The 18,318-nt window shown below is 58.3% G+C and carries 18 protein-coding genes; 13 read left to right on the top strand and 5 right to left on the bottom strand.

Annotation, left to right across the window (positions count from 1 at the left end; genetic code table 11):
- Positions 1–11 precede the first annotated feature (11 nt).
- From rplU to ACRRQW_RS17490, 3 genes are all read left to right on the top strand, one after another.
- Positions 12–326 (top strand): 50S ribosomal protein L21, encoded by a 315-nt coding sequence (rplU, locus tag ACRRQW_RS17500; protein WP_438482899.1) that lies wholly within the window; start codon positions 12–14, stop codon positions 324–326.
- A 22-nt stretch (positions 327–348) separates the two neighbouring features.
- Positions 349–588: a 50S ribosomal protein L27 gene (gene rpmA, locus ACRRQW_RS17495; protein WP_438482898.1), complete on the top strand. Its 240-nt coding sequence runs from the start codon at positions 349–351 to the stop codon at positions 586–588.
- Between the two features lie 89 nt (positions 589–677).
- Positions 678–1,049, top strand: coding sequence for a hypothetical protein (locus tag ACRRQW_RS17490; protein WP_438482897.1), 372 nt, complete (start codon positions 678–680; stop codon positions 1,047–1,049).
- A gap of 21 nt (positions 1,050–1,070) precedes the next feature.
- Here ACRRQW_RS17490 and scpB read toward each other — a convergent pair whose 3' ends face one another.
- The gene (gene scpB / locus ACRRQW_RS17485; protein WP_438482896.1) at positions 1,071–2,057 is read right to left on the bottom strand and encodes an SMC-Scp complex subunit ScpB; all 987 of its coding nucleotides are present in this window, start codon (positions 2,055–2,057) and stop codon (positions 1,071–1,073) included.
- Positions 2,058–2,238: 181 nt separating this feature from the next.
- Here scpB and ACRRQW_RS17480 point away from each other — a divergent pair, with 181 nt between their 5' ends.
- The 5 genes from ACRRQW_RS17480 (at position 2,239) to ACRRQW_RS17460 (ending at position 6,762) form a co-directional block, all read left to right on the top strand.
- Positions 2,239–3,828, top strand: a complete 1,590-nt coding sequence (locus ACRRQW_RS17480) for a glucose-6-phosphate isomerase (RefSeq protein ID WP_438482895.1) — start codon at positions 2,239–2,241, stop codon at positions 3,826–3,828.
- A 16-nt stretch (positions 3,829–3,844) separates the two neighbouring features.
- The gene (locus tag ACRRQW_RS17475) at positions 3,845–4,732 is read left to right on the top strand and encodes a hypothetical protein (RefSeq protein ID WP_438482894.1); all 888 of its coding nucleotides are present in this window, start codon (positions 3,845–3,847) and stop codon (positions 4,730–4,732) included.
- A gap of 3 nt (positions 4,733–4,735) precedes the next feature.
- On the top strand, positions 4,736–4,888 hold the full coding sequence (locus ACRRQW_RS17470; protein WP_438482893.1) for a hypothetical protein: 153 nt from the start codon (positions 4,736–4,738) through the stop codon (positions 4,886–4,888).
- 33 nt (positions 4,889–4,921) lie between these two features.
- Positions 4,922–5,644, top strand: coding sequence for a 16S rRNA (cytidine(1402)-2'-O)-methyltransferase (rsmI, locus tag ACRRQW_RS17465; RefSeq protein ID WP_438482891.1), 723 nt, complete (start codon positions 4,922–4,924; stop codon positions 5,642–5,644).
- A gap of 167 nt (positions 5,645–5,811) precedes the next feature.
- A complete protein-coding gene (locus tag ACRRQW_RS17460) occupies positions 5,812–6,762 on the top strand; it encodes a Ppx/GppA phosphatase family protein (RefSeq protein WP_438482889.1) in 951 nt (316 codons plus the stop codon).
- 72 nt (positions 6,763–6,834) lie between these two features.
- Here ACRRQW_RS17460 and ACRRQW_RS17455 read toward each other — a convergent pair whose 3' ends face one another.
- The 4 genes from ACRRQW_RS17455 to lpxK all read right to left on the bottom strand — a co-directional run bounded on the left by ACRRQW_RS17455 (position 6,835) and on the right by lpxK (position 11,347).
- Positions 6,835–7,860 (bottom strand): RluA family pseudouridine synthase, encoded by a 1,026-nt coding sequence (locus ACRRQW_RS17455; RefSeq protein ID WP_438482888.1) that lies wholly within the window; start codon positions 7,858–7,860, stop codon positions 6,835–6,837.
- Between the two features lie 48 nt (positions 7,861–7,908).
- Entirely contained in the window at positions 7,909–8,904 is a 996-nt protein-coding gene (locus tag ACRRQW_RS17450) for an adenosine deaminase family protein (RefSeq protein ID WP_438482887.1), read from the bottom strand.
- A gap of 7 nt (positions 8,905–8,911) precedes the next feature.
- Entirely contained in the window at positions 8,912–10,030 is a 1,119-nt protein-coding gene (locus ACRRQW_RS17445) for an aminopeptidase (protein WP_438482885.1), read from the bottom strand.
- 114 nt (positions 10,031–10,144) lie between these two features.
- Positions 10,145–11,347, bottom strand: a complete 1,203-nt coding sequence (gene lpxK, locus ACRRQW_RS17440; protein WP_438482884.1) for a tetraacyldisaccharide 4'-kinase — start codon at positions 11,345–11,347, stop codon at positions 10,145–10,147.
- A gap of 95 nt (positions 11,348–11,442) precedes the next feature.
- Between lpxK and ACRRQW_RS17435 the strand changes: the two genes are divergently transcribed.
- From ACRRQW_RS17435 to ACRRQW_RS17415, 5 genes are all read left to right on the top strand, one after another.
- The gene (locus ACRRQW_RS17435) at positions 11,443–12,522 is read left to right on the top strand and encodes a pyridoxal-phosphate-dependent aminotransferase family protein (protein ID WP_438482883.1); all 1,080 of its coding nucleotides are present in this window, start codon (positions 11,443–11,445) and stop codon (positions 12,520–12,522) included.
- A gap of 127 nt (positions 12,523–12,649) precedes the next feature.
- A complete protein-coding gene (locus tag ACRRQW_RS17430) occupies positions 12,650–15,457 on the top strand; it encodes a DNA topoisomerase 3 (protein ID WP_438482882.1) in 2,808 nt (935 codons plus the stop codon).
- 160 nt (positions 15,458–15,617) lie between these two features.
- Positions 15,618–16,568 carry a class II fructose-bisphosphate aldolase gene (locus tag ACRRQW_RS17425; RefSeq protein ID WP_438482881.1) on the top strand — a complete coding sequence of 317 codons (951 nt, stop codon included), beginning with the start codon at positions 15,618–15,620 and terminating at the stop codon, positions 16,566–16,568.
- Between the two features lie 54 nt (positions 16,569–16,622).
- Positions 16,623–17,144 carry a shikimate kinase gene (locus tag ACRRQW_RS17420; protein WP_438482880.1) on the top strand — a complete coding sequence of 174 codons (522 nt, stop codon included), beginning with the start codon at positions 16,623–16,625 and terminating at the stop codon, positions 17,142–17,144.
- Between the two features lie 5 nt (positions 17,145–17,149).
- Positions 17,150–18,310 (top strand): aminopeptidase, encoded by a 1,161-nt coding sequence (locus ACRRQW_RS17415; RefSeq protein WP_438482879.1) that lies wholly within the window; start codon positions 17,150–17,152, stop codon positions 18,308–18,310.
- The last annotated feature ends 8 nt before the right edge of the window (positions 18,311–18,318 follow it).

Here is an 18,318-nt window from a genome sequence, read left to right as displayed (position 1 = left end):
CCTTTTACTTTATGAAAGCCACTATCAAAACACAGGGGAAGCAGTTCTCGGTTAGCGAGGGCGATATCCTCATCGTGAACCGCTACCCGAAGACGGAAGCCGGTTCCACGGTTGAAATTAACGAAGTTCTCGCCGCCGGCGAAGGCAGCACCTTCAAAGTCGGTGCTCCGTTCCTCAGTGGCGCCTCGGTCAAGGCCAAGGTTCTCGAAAACAAGCGCGCCAAGAAGGTCATCGTCTTCAAGATGCGCAAGCGCAAGGGCTCGAAGCGCAAGCGCGGCCATCGCCAGGAACTCTCGGTCATCAAGATCGAGTCCATCACGGTTTAAACTCAACTAAGGATCCACTACCATGGCACATAAAACAGGCCAGAAAACCTCCTCTAACGGTCGCGACAGCGCGGCCCAGCGCCTCGGCGTGAAGCTGTTCGGCGGTCAGAAAGTGCTCGCGGGCGGCATCATCGTCCGTCAACGCGGCTCCAAGCACCACGCCGGCAAAGGCGTCGGCACCGGCCGCGATTGGACGCTCTTCGCGTTGCGCGACGGCACCGTCCAGTTCGACAAGGCTCACCGCAAGGTGAACGTTGTCTAAGCTGACCACCGCTTAACTCTCCAAGGCGCACTTCACGGTGCGCCTTTTTTGTTGGCCGCTCACGCCGACGCCGCTTGGATTAGCGAGAGATGTCCGACGCCAACCGCCTTGCCGAACTGCAGCGCCAACGCGCCCTCGCACAGCAACAGCTCGCGTGGATCGAAAGTGAAATCGCCAGGGAAACGCCCCGCCTCGACGAATCTGCCCGCTTAGAGCAACCTGCCATCCAATTGGCGCCGGTCGCTTCGCCCTCGGTTAGCGCAGTCTCTCCTTCTATCGAAGAATCGACCGCCAACGATGCTACGGAGAGCGCTGAGAAAATCCTTTCCCGTTATCGCCAAGCGCCCGCCACCAGCGCCCAAGCCACCAAGCGCGGCTGCTTTATTTATTTCTACTCAGCCCTCGGCGCGCTCGTCGTGTTCTGCGGCATTCTCTATTTCATCTACGCCAAATGGCGTTGAGCGCCGCGAACCTCGATAAACTCAATTAGCAGGACGTTCTTCGCTGGCCGGTTGTTCCGACTCAGGCGCGGCTGACGGTGCCTCGGGCTCGGATTCAATTTCCGATTCCACGGCGGGCGCTTCGGGAACCGGCGCATCGTTAAGGGTGAGCTGATCCGCCTCGTGCTCGTCGAGACCCATGTCGGCATCGCTGGCTGGACGCGGATTGGCCGACGTCTGCAACCACGCGTCAATCTGGCGCGGCGAAAGGACGTCGGACGCCGGCAATTCATCGAGCGATTTGATGCCCACAAATTCCAGAAACGCGTCTGTAGTGCCGAACTGTAGTGGACGACCGGGTTGATCGGCGCGACCCGTGACGTAAACCAGATCGCGTTCGAGCAGTTTGGCGACACCCGCTTCTGCTGACACGCCGCGGATCTGTTCGATCTCGGCACGGGTCACCGGTTGACGATAAGCAACCACTGCGAGGGTCTCGAGCGCCGAAGCCGTCAGGCGAACCGGCGTCGGCTCATTGCGCAGCAAACGCACCCAGCGCGCGAAACGCGGATGCGTGGCCAAACGCCAGCCGTTGCCGCTTTCAAGCACGACCACGTCGCTGTCTTGCGCCCGCAGTTCGGCGGCGATGAGATCCATCGCCTCGCGAATTTGCGTGGTGGTGACGAGCGAAGGCACGTCGACGTAAAATTCGTTATTCTCCAGCGGCAAAAGCGCGACCGGCGCTTCCAGCGGTTCCGCCCCTGGAGGAATCGGCGAACTCTCGATGGAAGGCTCAACTTCGTTCGCATCGGGCGTCTCCGCCGTCGATTCGGTCACCACGGCTTGTTCCGCAGCGGCCTCGCCTTCGATCGTGAGCGCAGTCTCGCCCTCACCTTCGCCATCTGTCAGCGGCAAGCCCTCGGCTTGGTCATGAAAACGGCTGATCGCCGTCTGGATATCTTTCACAGAAAGCGGGCCGTTCGAGGCGAACAGCATCACTTTCAATACGCGCTTAAGGTCAAAGGCCATGCAATAAACCCTCAGTGAATGAGGCCACGCGCCGCCCGTGCAATCCCGAAAAAATTTGCCCGCTCCGCGGCGATTTGCGGCACCCATTTCGCCACTGCCGGTCTGTCGCGACGTCCAACGGTGTCATCTCGTTTTTTCGGGCTAGCCCCGGCCTCTCCTGCCCTCTACTTATTCCAACACTATGACGTGGGATCGCTTCAAATCACTTTACTACACGAATCCGAAACTGGGCCTGTCGCTCGACATCAGCCGCATGCCTTTCCCCGACGATTTTCTGCCGTCGATGGAGCCGAAATTGAAAAAAGCCTTCGCCGACATGGCCGAACTCGAAGGCGGCGCTATTTCGAATCCCGACGAAAAACGCATGGTCGGCCACTACTGGCTGCGCGCCGCCGATCTCGCCCCGACTGAAGAGTTGCGCAACGCAATCACCTCCACCCTCGAAGCGATCAAGACGTTCACCGCCAAAATCCATAAAGGCGAAATCACCGCGCCCGGCGGCGGCAAATTCAAAGACGTGCTCGTCATCGGCATCGGCGGTTCCGCCCTCGGCCCGCAATTCGTGAATCACGCCCTCGGACGCCTCAAAGGTGGCCGTGACAAAATGCGCGTGACCTTCTTCGACAACACCGATCCGGACGGCATGGATTATGTGCTCAACGAACTCGGCAGCCGCCTTAAGCAGACGCTCGCGATCGTCATTTCGAAATCGGGCGGCACCGCCGAAACCCGCAACGGCATGCTCGAAGCCCAAGCCGCGTTCAAAGCCGCCGGCCTCGATTCCGCGAAGCATTTCGTCGCCGTCACTGGCGAAGGCTCGAAGCTCGACGACGTCGCCAAAAAAGAAGGCTGGCTCGCGCGTTTCCCGATGTGGGACTGGGTCGGCGGACGCACCTCCGAACTCTGCGCCGTCGGTTTGCTCCCTGCCGCGCTCCAAGGCATTAAGATCGACCAGATGCTCGCCGGCGCCGCGGCCACCGACGTCGCCACGCGCAAAAAATCAGCTGCCGAAAATCCCGCCGCGCTCCTCGCGCTGATGTGGTATTGGGCGACCGATGGCCGCGGCGCGAAAGACATGGTCGTGTTACCCTACAAGGATCGCCTGCTGCTGTTCTCGCGCTATCTCCAGCAACTCGTGATGGAATCCCTGGGCAAGGAACTCGATCTCGCCGGCAACGTCGTGAACCAAGGCATCGCCGTTTACGGCAACAAAGGCTCAACCGATCAACACGCTTACGTGCAGCAACTCCGCGAAGGCGTGAATAATTTTTTCATCACGTTCATCGAAGTGCTCAAAGACCGCCACGAGACTTCGCTTGAAGTCGAAGCGGGCGTTACCAGCGGCGATTTTCTCCAAGGTTTCTACCTCGGCACCCGCGACGCCATGAGCGAAAAAGAGCGTCACTCGATCACCATCACCGTGAACGAAGTGTCACCGAAAACCATCGGTATGCTCATCGCACTCTATGAGCGCGCCGTCGGCCTCTACGCGTCGCTGATCGGCATCAACGCCTACCACCAGCCCGGCGTCGAGGCCGGTAAGAAAGCCGCCGGCGGCGTCATCACGCTCAAACTAAAGATCGACGAAACACTTCGCGCCAACCCGGCCACCGAGTTCACCGCCGAATCGCTCGCCGCCAAACTCGGCCAGCCCGAGAAAGCGGAACTCGTTTTCAAAGTGCTCGAACATCTCGCCGCCAATCCGTCAGGCCGCGTCACCAAGATCCCGCAAAAGAAGTGGTTCGAGTCGACTTACCGCGCTCAAAGCTGAGTTTTTTTGCTGACGCATGAAGCTGCGGATTTACGCCGTGGTGCTCACCCTGCTCGTGGCGGGAATGAGCACTGCTCTCTGGAAAGAGCGCGCAAATTCCGCCGCGCATGCCGCGCGCGCCACTCAGTTGTCGCGGCAGAACGCGGAGTTGAGTTTTCAACTTAAGCAAACGTCCAAAAGCGCCGAAAAATACGAGCAGCGCGCCGTCGCACTCGACAGCCAGCTCGGCTCCGCCAAAACGCGCACGACCGCCACCGAAAGCAAACAGGTGCAACTCACGCGCGAACTCCACGCAACCAAAAGCCAGCTGTCCGAGCGCGAACAACGCGAGGTCGCGCTCATGACCGAGTTGGCCACGCTGCGGCAGAAAGTCGCTTCTGTCTCCCCCGCTCCCTCCTCGGAAAACGAAGAGGCGGTCATATTGCCCACGCTCATGGTGCAACCGAAACGCTCGCCTCAACCAAAATCTTCCGAATCCGTCGCGAGCACGGTCGCGCCTACTCAACCCGCGGCGACGCCCCCAGTTTCCACTCCCGCACCCTCCGCGGAAGAGATCGCCGCTTACAACCGCCGGATTAACGAACTCGAAACCCAGCTCACTCACCTGCTCACGCGTGCTTTGGCCACGCCAGCCGAGGCAAAACCGCGACCTGTCCAACCCGCTGCAGAAATCACTTCTCACCAAGTCGTTCGCGTCGGCCCGCGCGACGCTTTTGTCGTCCTGAACTACGGCGCCGAAAAAGGCGCCACCTCTGGCACAGTTGTCAGCCTCCAACGAGCGGGCACCGAACTCGCCCGTGCCCAGATCAGCGACGCTCGCCCTAAGTTTGCACTCGCCCAAGTTTTGCCCGCCACTTTGAAAGGACAGTTGCAGACCGGCGATTTAGTCATATTCAACCACTGAAACATGTTCTCCCTCCGCAAAGCTTTCTTCGTGCTTTTGATGTCCGCCCTCGCGCTCGCCGGCCTGACCGGTTGCGTCCCGAAGCAGCACGACTCCTCGATTCCGTGGAGCCGCCCCGCTGACTGGGAAGGCCGCATCCCCGGCATGGGCAACTAAAGCGCCGTCCGCGGCTGCTTTCTCGGCGACGTCATGATCACGCCTGCCGTCAACGCGTCTCTGACGCCACTCCCCGGCCACCTTTACGTGGTCGCTACACCGATTGGTAACCTCGCCGATTTAACTGATCGCGCGCGCGCCATCTTGGGCAGTGTCGATTTCGTTGCCTGCGAAGACACCCGCACCACCGGCTCGATGCTCACGCGCCTCGGCCTGCACCGCGATCTCGTCGCTTACCACGAGCACAACGAGACCGAAGTCGCTGAACGCCTCGCCGAACAAATCGCCGCCGGCAAATCTGTCGCCGTCGTCAGCGACGCCGGCACGCCCGGCTTAAGCGATCCCGGTTTCCGCATCGTCCGCGCCTGCCGTCGCCGCAATCTTCCCGTCGTGCCCGTGCCCGGCGCGTGCGCGCTCGTCGCTGTGCTGAGCGCCAGCGGTTTGCCGACCAACGGATTTTTATTCGTCGGTTTCCTCCCGGCTAAATCCGCCGCCCGCATCACGTTTCTAGAAAAGCACCGCGATTTCGACTACACACTCGCACTTTACGAAAGCTGCCACCGCATCGATAAATTCGCCGACGAAATCGTCGCCACGCTTGGACCAGATCGGGTTGTGTGCATCGCCAAGGAAGTCACTAAACTCCATGAAACGTTTCTGACCGGTCGCGCCGAAGACGTCCTCGCCCGACTCACTAAAATGAGCCTCAAAGGCGAATTCGTCGTCCTAGTCGCCCCACACGATTTTATTCTCTGAAATTTTTGACCACGGATCTCACGGATGAACACGGATAACTCCGAGTCTCCATTCTCCCAGAATGCAGCGAAGGATCCATGAGTGCGTTCGCCAGCGAAACCAATTTAGATCCGTCACATTGTTCAGAATGACAAATCAATGAGCTGCGCTTTCTATCCGTGTTATCCGTGAAATCCGTGGTTAAAAATCTTCCAGTCGCCATCATCGATATCGGCAGTAACTCGATCAAAGTGCTCGTGGCCGCGCGCGACGAAGCCGACATCGTGCAAGGCCTGAAAACCAAAACGATCGACGCCCGCATCAGCGCGGGCATCAGCAAAAGCGAACCGCGTCTCACCGAAGAAGGCATGGCGCGCGGGCTCGCCGCCATTCAGGAATTACTTGCCGACGCCAAACCGTTTGCTCCTTCTAAAATCGTCTTAGTCGCCACCAGCGCGGTGCGCGACGCCCGTAACGGCGCCGAATTTCGCGAGCGAGTCCGCACCGCCACCGGTCACGAAATCCGCATCCTCACCGGCGACGAGGAAGCGAATCTCATCGGCCGCGGCCTCACTTGCGACCCGGCGCTGCTTTCGTTGCGCGATTTCTACGTGTTCGATCTCGGCGGTGGCAGCCTCGAATGTTTGTTGTTCAACGAGCGCGCCATTGCTCAAGCCATCAGCCTTCAACTCGGCTGCGTTCGGCTCACCGAGCGCTTCATTAAAGATCCCACCGCGCCACTCGTAGTCGGCGAAACAACCGCGTTGGCCGTGCATGTGCGCGACGAATTGAAACGCTCCGGGTTTCGTTTCCCGATTAACGCCCCCGCCGCAGTCTTCACCGGCGGCAGCATGAGCACGGTGCGCGCGGTGAAAGGTGCACGTCACGGCCTGAATCTCGAAGAAACCCCTGCCACCATCGGGGTCGACACAATGTCGGCATTGCTCGATGAACTCGCGCCGCTCACCTTGGAGCAACGCAAAGCGATTCCGGGCATGCCCGCCGCGCGCGCGGATGTTTTCCCTGCGGCGTTAATTACGATGCTGGCGCTCGCCGATTATGCGCACATCGATTCGTTTCATCACTCACTGCACAATCTCCGCTGGGGTCTGGCTGCGGAAGCGTTAGCCGGAGCGTAATCCGCGTAGGGTCGCACGGGGCAAGGTAGCGGTGGACGTAACGCGGCCAAATCCGCGCGAAATCTTTCAGCGTCACGCGCTCCCACGGGTTCGCCCCGCCGCGTAATCCGCGTTGCTAATCTTAGCCTGCGCCAGATCGGCCTTATGCTGATCAGTCTTCGATTTGATCCGCTTTTGGAGGTCCTTGATCATGGCTCTAAAATCCGCCGGTAACGGTGCGTGGAGATCCATAATTTTTCCGCTAACCGGGTGCGCAAAAACCAAGTGCTCGGCGTGGAGCATCACCCGCGGAGGAACCGCCATCGCGGCATTCGGCTTCCAACCATACGTGGGATCGCCGAGCAGCGGATGCCCTAGTGATTTCAGATGCACGCGAATTTGATGAGTGCGCCCGGTGTGAATCCGGCAACGCACCAGCGCCGCAAGCACGCCAAACTTTTTATCCACGACCCAGTCGGTTTTAGAGGGGCGACCGCCTTCGCCGGTGGTCATCCGATGGCGGTGCACCGGATGCCGGCTGATCGCACTATCGATGGTTCCACTGTCCTGTTTAGGCACACCAGAAACTAGCGCCAGGTATTCTTTTTTCAGCGTCCTCGACGCAAACTGATCCGACAACGCCCGATGCGCCGCGTCGTTTTTTGCGACCACGAGCAAGCCGGTCGTTTCCTTGTCGAGACGATGAACGATGCCCGGCCGCTCCACGCCGCCAATCCCACTCAGGCTGCCTGCACAATGCGCGAGTAACGCATGCACCATGGTGTCTTCTCCCGTGCCGACGCCTGGATGCACGACCATGCCCGCCGCCTTGTTGAGCACGATGAGGTGCTTGTCCTCGAAAATCACCTCGAGCGGAATTTCGACCGCCTTGACCTCGGCGACCTTCACTTCGGGAAATGAAAACTCCAACACCTGCCCGCGCTTCACTTCGTAATCTTGCGCGATCACCGCACCATCCGCCTTGACCAACCCCGCTTCGAACGCCCGCTGAAATGCAGACCGACTGTGCTCAGGAAACGCGTGCGCAAGCACTTTGTCGGCGCGCTCACGGCGGGTTTCTTCGGGAACGGTGTAAGTGGTCGTTTGCAAGTCTGCCACGCTGCACGGCACGCCCCCGTCCTGCAAGCAGGCTCCTGCGTTTCTTGATTAGCCCTGAATAATCGCGTCCAGCTGCTCCAGCCACGGCTGCTTCTGTGCAGCCGGCATCAGCGCCACTTCGAAACCATTGCGCGCGAACCGGGCGAGTTCTTTTCGCGTAAACCCAAGTTCGTGGGAAATCGCGAGATACTCCTCATTCACCGAGTTGGCGAAACACAGCGGGTCGTCCGTGCTGATCGTGCAACGAATGCCCGCCTGCGTCAGTTTCCGCAACGGATGTTCGGCCATGGAACGAACCACTTTCAATCCGACGTTGCTGATTGGACAGACGTCAAAGGTCACTCCGCGATCGGCCGCGAGTTTCATTACCGCAACATCTTCGCTTGCGCGCACCCCGTGCTGAATGCGCGTAACCCCGAGTTGCTCGATGGCTTCGCGGACGCGGGCCGCCCCGTCGAATTCTCCCGCGTGGCACTTGGTAACTTTACCCGCCGCGCGCAAACTGGCCCAGACTTTTGCCGTGTCAGGTTCCGTAGGCATCAATTCGAAACCATGCAAATCGACCCCCGAGAGTTCGTCCCATGCATGCAGTTCGTCGATGGTTTTGCGCAACGAGCCACTGATATCGCTGCGTAGCATTCCCGTAAACACGCGCACTTCCAACCCTCGCGGCGCAGCCGATTTGATCGCGTGAATGATCTCCGGGCCGGGCACGTTGATGAACTGCGTGACCGGCAGGTGAAAACTCGTTTCCACATATTTCACGTTCTCCGCGACGTGCTTTGAAAACATCACTTTTGCGGCCTCGTGATAACGTTCTGCGGAATCAAACCATGGCAGCGCGTTATCGAGCAGCTGCTTTTCAAAATCCGGAAATGTCTCATAACGATAGCTACGTTCCCGAAACGCCGGAAACTCGACGTAAACATCCGGCTTCCACGCATGCAGTAACTCATAGGGCAAAGCGCCCTCGACGTGAAGATGCGTTTCCGTTTTCGGAAGCGACTGCACAAAGCCGAACAGACTGGAATCAGGCAGCGACATTGCTCACTCAACCTTTCTTCAGCAGTTGATCAGGGTTCAGTTTCTTGAGCGCCGGCACCGTGAACAGGCCATCTTTGCGGATGAGTTTACCGTCGAACCAGATTTCGCCGCCGCCGTATTCGGGACGTTGGATGTTCACCATGTCCCAGTGCACGGCCGACTTGTTGCCGTTGCCGCCTTTCTCGTAAGCCTGGCCAGGCGTAAAGTGGAACGAACCGGCAATCTTTTCGTCGAACAGAATGTCGCGCATCGGTTCGAGGATGTGCGGATTAAAGCCAATCGCGAATTCGCCGATATAGCGCGAACCTTCGTCGGTATCGAGAATCTCGTTCAAACGCTTCGTGTTATTCGACGTCGCTTCGACAATTTTTCCCTTCTTAAAAACCAGCCGGATACTGTCGAACGACGTGCCGAGATAAACCGTCGGCGCATTGTATTGAATCACGCCCTCGACGCTGTCTTTCACCGGGCATGAAAAGACTTCGCCGTCCGGAATATTGCGCAGGCCACCGCACGGCACCGCCCCAATGCCCTTGATCGAAAACTGCAAGTCGGTGCCGGGGCCCTTGAGGTGCACCCGGTCTGTTTTATCCATGAGCGCCGCGAGCGCTTTCATGCCTGGGCCGTAACGCGAGTAATCGAACGTGCAGACGCGGAAATAGAAATCCTCGAACGCCTGCGTGCTCATGCCGGCTTGTTGCGCCATCGCGGACGACGGCCAGCGCAGCACCACCCATTTCGTTTTGTTGATGCGGTAATCCAGCACCGGCTTCATCACCTTTGCGACCGTCTGCACGCGATCGGCGGGCACATCGGAGGTTTCAAAAATATTCTCGGAGCCACGGATTGCGATGTAAGCATCCATGCTCTGCATGCGTTTCAACTCTACGTCCGCCGCCGTCGCATACTGGTCGGCCGTCGCGCCTTTCAACAACTCTCGCGTGATGCGCGCCCGCTGCACATTCACGTAGGGCAACGCGCCCCGCGCCTGCGCTGCCCGCACCAAGGCGATGGTAAACGTGTCGGGAATATCGAACGCATCGATAAGCACACGCTCACCTTTTTTCAGATTCGTCGAAAAGCTGGTCAGCACATCGGCCAGCTGGGTAAAACGGGGATCGCTCATGCCTGTGACATTCGGGATTCACACGGTCCCGTTCAACCCCAAAGCTCTTAGGGAGGGACGGTTATCCCTGACCGTCCTTTCAGCATATCCGAAGGCGGTTAAGGATAACCGCTTCTACCCCGCCAACTCGTTCACCGGCTTGCCGTTTGGAAAACAGATTTTCCCCACCGCTTCATCGAAATCCGCCGCCCCGCGCAGAATCTCAATTTCCAAGCGCAGGTAATAGCACGGCAGCGGGAAATGCTCACCGTCCTCAATGCGCACCGCGTCTTTCTCAGTCGTGATCACCATCTCTACGCCGGCCGCAATCGCCTCCTCGAAGACGCTCTTCAAATCTTCATGCGAGAAACGATAGTGATCCGCGAAGCGTTTGATGTAGCCGAGTTTCGCGCCAGTGTTGCGCAAAAATGCCTCAAAACTTTCCGGCACCGCAATGCCGCTCAGCGCCCCGATTTTCTTGCCCGCGAGAAACGACATCGGCACCTGTTCGTCCGAATCGATGCGCTTCAGGTATTTCGGTTTGTGCGCGCACTCGATGATTTCCGCGTCGGGATTGAATTTCTGAATCATCGCCTCGAGTTCCTCGTCGCGCCGTCCTTTCGACTTCGTCAGGAACACATACGACGCTCGTTTCAGATGCTTGATCGGCTCGCGCAGAATTCCGCGCGGCAAAAGAAAACCGTTTCCGAACGGGTTCGTTTTATCGACGAGCAACAAATTCAGCCGGCCCTTCAGTGGCAAATATTGGAAACCGTCATCGAGGATCAGCGTGTCGCAACCGAATTTCTTGATCGCATACGCGCCGGCCTTCACGCGGTTCTTGTCCACCAGCACCACCACGCCCGGCAGATTGCGCGCGAGCATGTAAGGTTCGTCGCCCGCCACCTCGGAATCGAGCAGCACGCGTTCGCCGTCGCTTACGACGCGCGGGGGCGCTTCTTCGGTGTGATTGAGCCAGAACCACCATTTCTTCCACATCGGCGGCGCCTTACTTTTGTAGCCACGCGACAGAATCGCCACCTTGCGACCGCGATCGCGCAGCGCTTTCGCAAACATTTCGACGACGGGCGTTTTACCGGTTCCGCCTACGGTGAGGTTACCGACCACGACGACGAGACAACCGAGCGGTTCGTCGCGAAAAATCCGATTCCGATAAAGCCACAGCCGCGTCTGCACAATCCCGCTAAAAAGATAGGAACACACCTGCAAAAACGCCCCGAACAACGCCGCCGCCGTTCCCTCGCTCCGCCCCATGATAATATCAGTGGCAAACTGCTCGAATTGATCGGCTTTATGACGGAACCAACGATTTGGCATGAACAAATGATTTTGACGCGTTTCTGACCTAAGTTGAAGTGACTGCTAACTGTCGGCCTTGCCACATGCAACACCGACGTCATCTCTAACCTCCCATGAGCTACAAACTTTTCATTCCCGGCCCGATCGCCGTCTCGGAAAAAACGCTGCGCGCGATGACCCAATCCATGATTGGCCATCGCAGCACCGATTTCGTCGCTCTTTATCAATCTATTCAGCCCGACCTACAAACGGTGTTCGGCACGAAAGATCCCGTTTACCTGAGCACGAGCAGCGCATGGGGCGTGATGGAAGGTTCGCTCCGCAATCTTACGAAGAAAAAAGTGCTGTGCTGCATGAACGGCGCGTTCTCCGACAAGTGGCTCGATGTTGCTCAACGCTGCGGTTTCTCCGCCGGCAGTTTGAAATCCGAATGGGGTCAACCGGTCGATCCCGAGGCGCTGCGTCAAGAACTCGCTACCGGCGCATACGACGTCGTCACGCTGATCCACAACGAAACCTCCTGCGGTTGCATGAGCGATATCGTCGCAATCAGCGCCGTGCTGCGCGAATTTCCGGATGTCATCAGCGTCGTCGACACCGTCAGTTCGCTCAGCGCGATGCCGATTAAGAAAGACGAACTCGGTATCGACGTGCTCCTCACCGGTTCGCAAAAAGCCTTCGCGCTGCCGCCGGGCCTCGCGATGATTTCCGTTTCGCAACGCGCACTCGAACGTGCGAAAACCGTCACGGGGCGCGGCTATTATTTCGACTTCGTCGAATTCCAAAAGAACCACGAAGCCGGCATGACGCCGAGCACGCCGACGATTCCGCACATTTACGCGCTCAAATCGAAACTCGAAGACTTCAAGGCCGAGGGCCTTGAAAACCGTTACGCCCGCCACGCTCGCCTGAACAAAAAAGTGCAGGACTGGGCCTTCGCGAAGGGCTTCAAACTGTTCCCGAAAGAAGGCTATGGTTCGGTCACGCTAAACTGTTTTGCGAACACGTTGAACGTCGATCTCTCCGCCTTGAACAAAGGGCTGAAAAAACACGGCTTCGTTATCGACGGCGGCTACGGCAAGCTCAAGGGCCTGACCTTCCGCATCTCGAACATGGGCGACGAAACTGACGAAACCATCGCCGCTCTGCTCAAAGCCCTCGATGCCGTCCTCGGCGAGCTAGGCGTAAAATAATTCGCGACGTTGCCGACTCGGCACGTTTCCCTCTGAAAACCCGACTGTTTCCACGGTCGGGTTTTCCATTTGTTAAAAAAGTAGGGCTTGAAATTCTTCCGCGGCGTCGTAACGGGTCGACCCCTTCATGAAGAGTCTCATCATCGCCGAGAAGCCGTCTGTTGCCGCTGATTTAGCCAAAGCGCTCGGTAAAGTCCCCAAGAAAGGCGACCACTACGAGAACGATGAATACGTCATTTCCTCGGCGGTCGGCCATGTCGTGGAACTGCAGATGCCCGAGGATATTGATAAGAAGAAATACGGTTTCTGGCGCCTCGAGACCCTCCCGATCATTCCAGAGAAGTTCGAACTCAAGCCCATCGCCGACTCGAAAAAGAAGTTCGACGAGCTGAAAAAACTCATTTCCCGCAAAGACATCGACCAGGTCATCAACGCCTGCGATGCGGGCCGCGAAGGCGAACTGATTTTCAATAACCTCGCGATCCTCGCGAAGAACAAGCACCCGGTGAAGCGGCTGTGGTTGCAGTCGATGACACCGCAAGCGATCCGCGATGGTTTCAACAAACTCCGCGATTCGTCTGAAATGGCCGGCCTCGGCGACGCCGCGCGCAGCCGCAGCGAGAGCGACTGGCTTATCGGCATCAACGGCACGCGCGCACTCACCAAGCGCATGTTTGGTTCGCGCGCCGGCAACGTGGCGTCCGTTGGCCGCGTGCAGACGCCGACGCTCGCAATCGTTTATTCCCGCGAGTTGGAAATCCGCAATTTCGTGCCGCGTGGCTACTGGCGCGTCACCGCAAAATTCGACATCGCGAAAGGCAGCTACGAAGGCCTCTACCAACGCGCTGACTATAAGAAGAGCGACGACGAACACGACCGCATCGATCGTCTCTGGAACCAAGCCGCCGCCGAAGCCGTGCAGACCGCCTGCCAAGGCCAGCCGATGGCCGTGGTTTCCGAGGAAAAGAAGGCCAGTTCGCAAATCTCTCCGCGTCTCTACGATCTGACCACGCTGCAACGCGAGGCGAACGGTCGTTTCGGTTTCTCGGCGAAGCGCACGCTGCAAATCGCGCAGGCGCTCTACGAAAAGCACAAGATGCTCACCTACCCGCGCACTGACTCGCGCGCGCTGCCGGAAGATTACCTTCCGACCGTGCGCCAGACGCTCGGCGCGCTCGAAGGCAACTTGCAGTCGCTCGCCGCGAAGGCGCTCGACCAAAACTGGGTGCAATTCAACAAACGCATTTTCAACAACGCGCAGGTCAGCGATCACTTCGCGATTATCCCGACCGCTTCCGAGGCCAAGAATCTCGATGAAGCCGAGGCCAAAATCTACGACATGGTCGCGCGCCGCTTCATCGCCGCGTTTTATCCCGCAGCGGAATTCGATGTCACCACGCGAGTCAGCAAAGTCGGCGTGCACGCGTTTAAAACCGAAGGTAAAGTGCTCACCTCGCCGGGCTGGCTGGAAGTTTACGGCAAAACCGCTGTCGAAGACGAAGGCGCTTCCGGCGACGGCAAAGCATTGCCCGCGCTCAGCAAGGAAGACGGCAACAAAGCCAAAACCGTCGAAGCGACGCTCCACACCGAAACCACGAAGCCGCCACCGCGTTACACGGAAGCCACGCTGCTTTCCGCGATGGAAACCGCCGGTAAGCTCGTCGAAGACGAAGACGCCGCCGAAGCCATGAAGGAACGCGGACTCGGCACACCGGCGACGCGCGCCGACACGATCGACGGGCTTATTTATCAGAAATACGTCGATCGCAATCAGCGCGAACTCGTGCCGAGCACGAAGGCCGAGCAGCTCATTCAATTCCTCACTGCGGTCAAAGCTACCGACATCACCAGCCCCGCGATGACGGGCGAATGGGAGCATCAGCTCCGCTTGATGGAACAGGGCAAATTCTCGCGCGAGAAATTCATGGCCGGCATCGTCGCCGAGACGAAAGGCATCGTGGAGCGCGTTAAAGGTTTCGAGGAAGACGACTCCGTTGCGCGCGTCACCGACATCCCCTCGCCGACCGATGGTAAGCCGCTGCGCGAGACGTTGCGCGGCTACAAATCTGAAGACGGCGAATTCATGATCTACAAGATCATCGGCGGTCGTCGCATGGAAGAATCCGAGGTCAAAGAACTCGTCACGACGGGCAAAGTCGGCCCGCTCGACGGCTTCATTTCCGCGAAAACGCGCAATCGTTTCTCCGCGCTGCTCAAGATTTCGCTCGTCGAAGAAACGAAGAAGAAGATCACCACGAAGAAGTGGAAAACCGAATTCGATTTCGGCGACAAAGCCGACCTGGGCACGCTCGAACCAGTGTGGACGGACGAAAAGACCGGCGCGCAACTTTGCAAAAACGGCAGCAGCTGGATTGTGCGCGAACGCGACGGCGAAGGCTGGAAGCAAACATTCCGCCTCGGCCAGATTCTCTGCCAAAAGCCAATCGAGGCTGAGCAAGCGATCAAGATCGTCGGCGAAGGAAAGTCCGATCTCATCAAGGGGTTCATCTCCAAGAAAGGCCGCCCGTTCGACGCGTTTCTCAAAAAAGAAGGCGAACGCATCTCGTGGGAATTCCCGCCGCGCGCCGCGAAACTCGACAAAGACGGCAATCCCATCGTTCGCAAAGCGAAGGCCAAAGCTGATCTCTCCAAGGCCAAAGTCATCGGCGAAAGTAAAACCCCAGCCGGTGAACTCGTGGAGCTCGGCGACGCTTACTACGTCCGCAAACCCGATCAGGACAACCGCCAGGTGTTCAAGGTCGCCAAAACGATTTGCGAAGTTGAAATTCCAGCCGATGAAGTGAAGCGCCTACTGACCGAAGGCCGATCGAACTTGATCGAGAATTTCGTTTCGAAGCGCGGCAACAAATTCAGCGCCTACCTCATCCTTTCGCAAAAACAGGACAAAGCGGAGTTCGAGTTCCCCCCGCGCTAAGTTCAAGCTTCCTCCGGTTTCGGTTTCCAGGCGAATGACATGTAATACGTGTCATTCGGTTTGGCGCTCACCCATTCGGAGGATTCGCGCACACTGTCACATGCCAACAATAGGCTTGTGGCGGCATTAGCGCGCGGGCTAAGTCTCGCGCACTTCTCTTATGATCGTCACAACCGCCCAGCTCTTCAAACACGCCTACGGAAAATACGCCGTCGGTGCCTACAACATCAACAATGCCGAGCAAGCAATGGGCTTGTTCAAGGGCGCGATTGATTCGAAAGCCCCGTTCATCATTCAAATTTCCAAGGGCGCACGCAGCTACACCGATAAGCGCATGCTCGAAGCCATCATCCGCGCGGCCGGAGAGATTTTCCCTGAATCCATCTTCGCGGTGCACCTCGATCACGGTGACGAAGCCACTTGCTACGACTGCATCGATTCCGGCTTCTTTAGCTCGGTCATGATCGACGCCTCGCACGATCCGTTCGAAAAGAACGTCGAGATCACCAAACGCGTCGTCGATCGCGCCCACGCGAAAGGCATCTCGGTTGAAGCCGAACTCGGCATGCTCGGCGGCGTCGAAGAAGACATCAAAGTTGAAGACGGTCACGCCACCCTCACCGACCCGAAGGAAGCGCAGGAATTCATCAAGCTCACCGGGTGCGACTCGCTCGCGTGCGCCATCGGCACTTCGCACGGCGCCTTCAAATTCAAAGGCAAACAATCGCTGCACTTCGACGTGCTCGAAAAAATCAAGGCGCTCGTCCCTGGCTTCCCGCTCGTCATGCACGGCTCATCTTCCGTTCCGCAGGACGAAGTCGCCCGCATCAACGCTGCCGGTGGCATCATCAAGGATTCCGTCGGTGTTGATGTGAACGAATACCTACCGGCCGCCAAACTCGGCGTCACCAAGATCAACATCGATACCGATGGCCGCCTCGTCTGGACGCGCGTGCACCGCGAGTTCTTCCGCGACAAGCCTTCCGAGTTCGATTTCCGCCCGCCGGGCAAGATCTTCATCCAGGAATACGCGAAATTCATCGCCAGCCGTAACGTGTTGCTCGGTTCCGCCGGCCAGCTCGACGACTTGCGCAAATCACTCGGCAAGTAAGCCACCGCCAGTTTAACTTTTCAGCCGGCGAGCTTCGTGCCCGCCGGCTTTTTTATGAAACTGATTTTCCTCTACGGGCCAGCAGCCGCCGGCAAATACACCGTCGCACGCGAGTTGTCCGCGCTCACGGGAATTGAGCTATATCACAACCACCTCGCCGTGGACGAAGTGTTGAAGGCGCACGCATTCGGCACGCCAGAGTTCATCGGACTGCGTGACCGCATGTGGCGTGAACATTTCAATGCGATGGCGCATGATACGATCTTCACGTTCAACCCCGAAAACTCGGTGCCACAAGCGTTCATCGACTGGCTCTTCACGGATCTTACACTGCGTGGCGTGACGCTTTATTCGATCGAAGTGACCGCGAGCGAACAGTCCATCGAGTCCCGGATAGATTCGAAGCAACGCCAACAGTTTAAAAAACTCACGGACTTGGGTCTCTATCGAAAATTGCGCAACGCGGGTGTTTTTCTAACACCGACGATCCCGCGCACTGAGTTGCGCATCGACACCGACGAGGTGCAGCCAATCGAGGCCGCGAAACTCATCGTTGAGCGATTCAAGCTCGCCTGACCCGAATGCTCGCAGATTTCGAATCTCGTCTACGCACGTTTGCCGAAGTCATCGTGCGCGTCGGGTTAAACCTGCAACGCGGCCAGCGTCTGCTCATCACCGAGCCCTACGAACTGCAAGGTGTCGCGCGCAGTGCTGAAGTAATTGTGAACGCGGTCAAATCCGTCGCCGGCTGCCCGACGGAAATTATCTGGGGCGACGGCGCGCGACTGCGCGAATTCATTGTGCGACAAGATTGGCACGGCTTCGCCCAACTCACCACCGACAATGCGCGCAAGATGGAGCGCTACGTGCAAAACGGCGACGCGCTGCTCTTCCTAATCGGCAGTCAACCGAAGCTCTTCGACGGCTTGAGCGCCGAGGATGTGGCGGAATTACGACGCATCAGCAGCGAACAATTTGGGCCAATCGCGCATCAACTGGCTCGCTCCGCCACCAACTGGACCGCCGTGCCCGCGCCGAACCCCGCGTGGGCGCAGTTTGCCTATGCATATCTACCGTCGGAACAACGGCTCGAAGCGCTCTGGCAGGACGTATTTGCAGCTCTGCGTGTAGACTCGATTGACCCGATCGTCGCGTGGGCCGCCCACCTCGATTCGCTCGCCGCGCTTCGCACTGATTTGAATCAGCGTCGCCACACGAAAATGCGTTACGTAGGCGAAGGCACAAATCTTAGCGTGGATTTGCCTCCGGAGCATGAATGGCGCACCGCACAATTGCGCACCAAATTCGGGCATTGCTTCGTCGCGAATTTGCCCACGGAGGAAGTTTTCACCTTACCTCACAAAGATTCCGCGCATGGGCAAATCCGCGTTGCGCATCCCGTGCATTACGCGGGCAGCGTGATCGAAGGCATCGAGCTGGAATTTAAAGCCGGTCGCGTGGTCGCCGCTCACGCGCGCACGGGCGCGAAACTACTCGATCAGTTGCTCGCCACCGACGAAGGCGCCTTGCGACTGGGCGAAGTCGCTTTCGTGCCAGCTCAACGCACCGTGCCCGCGCGCGCGCTTTACCACACCTTGATGGACGAAAATCTGTCCAGTCACATTGCCCTCGGCGAGGCCTACTCCTTTTGCCTGCGTTCGCCGAATGACGCCGCGCTCAATCGCAGCCTGATTCACCTCGATCTGCCGCTCGATGCGCGCGTTACTTGGGAACCGTCCTGAGCGTCTGC

It is taken from the genome of Oleiharenicola lentus (genome assembly GCF_051660365.1).
Lineage (GTDB): Bacteria > Verrucomicrobiota > Verrucomicrobiia > Opitutales > Opitutaceae > Lacunisphaera > Lacunisphaera lenta_A.
Note: the sequence above shows the minus strand (reverse complement) of the source record. Positions and strands in the feature narration are given on the sequence as shown.

Coding starts and splice junctions, on each gene's coding strand:
- rplU (WP_438482899.1), top strand. CDS start 12: ATGAAAGCCACTATCAAAACACAGGGGAAGCAGTTCTCGGTTAGCGAG.
- rpmA (WP_438482898.1), top strand. CDS start 349: ATGGCACATAAAACAGGCCAGAAAACCTCCTCTAACGGTCGCGACAGC.
- ACRRQW_RS17490 (WP_438482897.1), top strand. CDS start 678: ATGTCCGACGCCAACCGCCTTGCCGAACTGCAGCGCCAACGCGCCCTC.
- scpB (WP_438482896.1), bottom strand. CDS start 2,057: ATGGCCTTTGACCTTAAGCGCGTATTGAAAGTGATGCTGTTCGCCTCG.
- ACRRQW_RS17480 (WP_438482895.1), top strand. CDS start 2,239: ATGACGTGGGATCGCTTCAAATCACTTTACTACACGAATCCGAAACTG.
- ACRRQW_RS17475 (WP_438482894.1), top strand. CDS start 3,845: ATGAAGCTGCGGATTTACGCCGTGGTGCTCACCCTGCTCGTGGCGGGA.
- ACRRQW_RS17470 (WP_438482893.1), top strand. CDS start 4,736: ATGTTCTCCCTCCGCAAAGCTTTCTTCGTGCTTTTGATGTCCGCCCTC.
- rsmI (WP_438482891.1), top strand. CDS start 4,922: ATGATCACGCCTGCCGTCAACGCGTCTCTGACGCCACTCCCCGGCCAC.
- ACRRQW_RS17450 (WP_438482887.1), bottom strand. CDS start 8,904: ATGTCGCTGCCTGATTCCAGTCTGTTCGGCTTTGTGCAGTCGCTTCCG.
- ACRRQW_RS17445 (WP_438482885.1), bottom strand. CDS start 10,030: ATGAGCGATCCCCGTTTTACCCAGCTGGCCGATGTGCTGACCAGCTTT.
- lpxK (WP_438482884.1), bottom strand. CDS start 11,347: ATGCCAAATCGTTGGTTCCGTCATAAAGCCGATCAATTCGAGCAGTTT.
- ACRRQW_RS17435 (WP_438482883.1), top strand. CDS start 11,443: ATGAGCTACAAACTTTTCATTCCCGGCCCGATCGCCGTCTCGGAAAAA.
- ACRRQW_RS17430 (WP_438482882.1), top strand. CDS start 12,650: ATGAAGAGTCTCATCATCGCCGAGAAGCCGTCTGTTGCCGCTGATTTA.
- ACRRQW_RS17425 (WP_438482881.1), top strand. CDS start 15,618: ATGATCGTCACAACCGCCCAGCTCTTCAAACACGCCTACGGAAAATAC.
- ACRRQW_RS17420 (WP_438482880.1), top strand. CDS start 16,623: ATGAAACTGATTTTCCTCTACGGGCCAGCAGCCGCCGGCAAATACACC.
- ACRRQW_RS17415 (WP_438482879.1), top strand. CDS start 17,150: ATGCTCGCAGATTTCGAATCTCGTCTACGCACGTTTGCCGAAGTCATC.